Here is a 1,258-nt window from a genome sequence, read left to right on the forward strand (position 1 = left end):
TGATCTGGCTTAATGATTCTGGACACCCCTAAAGGGCGTTAATCTACGCCCAACGACGAGGTGTGATTTGACCAGACGATATTTTTCGACAGATTTCAAACGGGATGCGGCTTGCCTGGTTTTGGATAAAGACTATTCGGTGAGTGAAGCCTGTGAAGCAATGGGCGTGGGCCCAACAGCTCTGCGCCGCTGGGTTGAGCAACTGCGTGCGGAGCGCAGCGGCAAGACGCCTGAGAAGTCCAAGGCCATGACCGTTGACCAACAACGCATCCAGGAACTGGAAGCAAAAATCCGACGGATTGAGCGCGAGAAGGAAATTTTAAAAAAGGCTACGGCTCTCTTGATGTCGGATTCCCTCGATCGGTAAGGCTGGTCGAGGAGTTAAGCGAGCAATATCCAAGATCCGAGTTGTGTGGCGTATTTGGTATCAACCGCAGCAGTTATTACGAGCGTCTGAAACAGCGAACAAAAGTGGATGTCGAGCGCGATCGCCTCAAGATCAAGGCTGCTGAATTACATGAGCAAAGTCGCAGCTCAATGGGCGCGCGCAGCCTGTCAAAGGCGTTGTGTAACGAAAATGAGTCAGTAGGTCGTTACATGGCTCGTAGCCTGATGCGAGAGCTCGGTTTGAAGAGCCAGCAACGGCGCAGGCATCGTTACAAACCTAGCGGCGCGGAGGCTCAATACGCCCCCAATCATTTGGAACGTAAATTCAACGTTGAGGCGCCCAATCAAGTGTGGTGTGGCGACGTGACTTACATTTGGGCCGGTACTTACTGGGTTTATCTGGCTGCGGTACTAGACCTGCATGCCCGACGCATTGTCGGCTGGGCGATGTCCAGAAGTCCGGATTCAGCTCTGACCTGTCGAGCGTTAAAGATGGCTTTCGAGTCGCGAGGACGCCCTGAAAACCTAATGTTCCATTCGGATCAGGGCTGTCATTACAGCAGTAAAGTGTTTCGTGAAACGCTGGCGGACATGCGCATAAAACAAAGCATGAGTCGACGAGGAAACTGCTGGGACAACGCCCCGATGGAGCGCTTCTTTGGCAGTTTGAAATCTGAATGGATACCCAAGGCTGGCTACCGAAACGAAGATGAGGCCAGTACCGATGTGTTGCGCTACCTGACCCATTATTACAATCGGATCAGGCTGCACAGTCACAACGGATATCGGACTCCGGTAGCAATGGAAGCCTTGGCAGCATGAGAAATGACCTAAACCCTATAACCGTGTCCAGTATCGTTTGACCAGATCA

The 1,258-nt window shown here is 52.1% G+C and carries 1 protein-coding gene; it reads left to right on the forward strand.

What is annotated here, in order from left to right; genetic code table 11:
- Nucleotides 1–67: 67 nt before the first annotated feature.
- Nucleotides 68–1,209 (forward strand): IS3 family transposase gene (locus CKW17_RS29440; protein ID WP_371850972.1). Its coding sequence is split into 2 segments (ribosomal slippage): nucleotides 68–329 and nucleotides 329–1,209, totalling 1,143 coding nucleotides; the frame shifts between segments, so codons are not numbered across the junction.
- The last annotated feature ends 49 nt before the right edge of the window (nucleotides 1,210–1,258 follow it).

It is taken from the genome of Pseudomonas sp. Irchel s3f10, from assembly GCF_900187515.1.
Classification (GTDB): domain Bacteria; phylum Pseudomonadota; class Gammaproteobacteria; order Pseudomonadales; family Pseudomonadaceae; genus Aquipseudomonas; species Aquipseudomonas tensinigenes.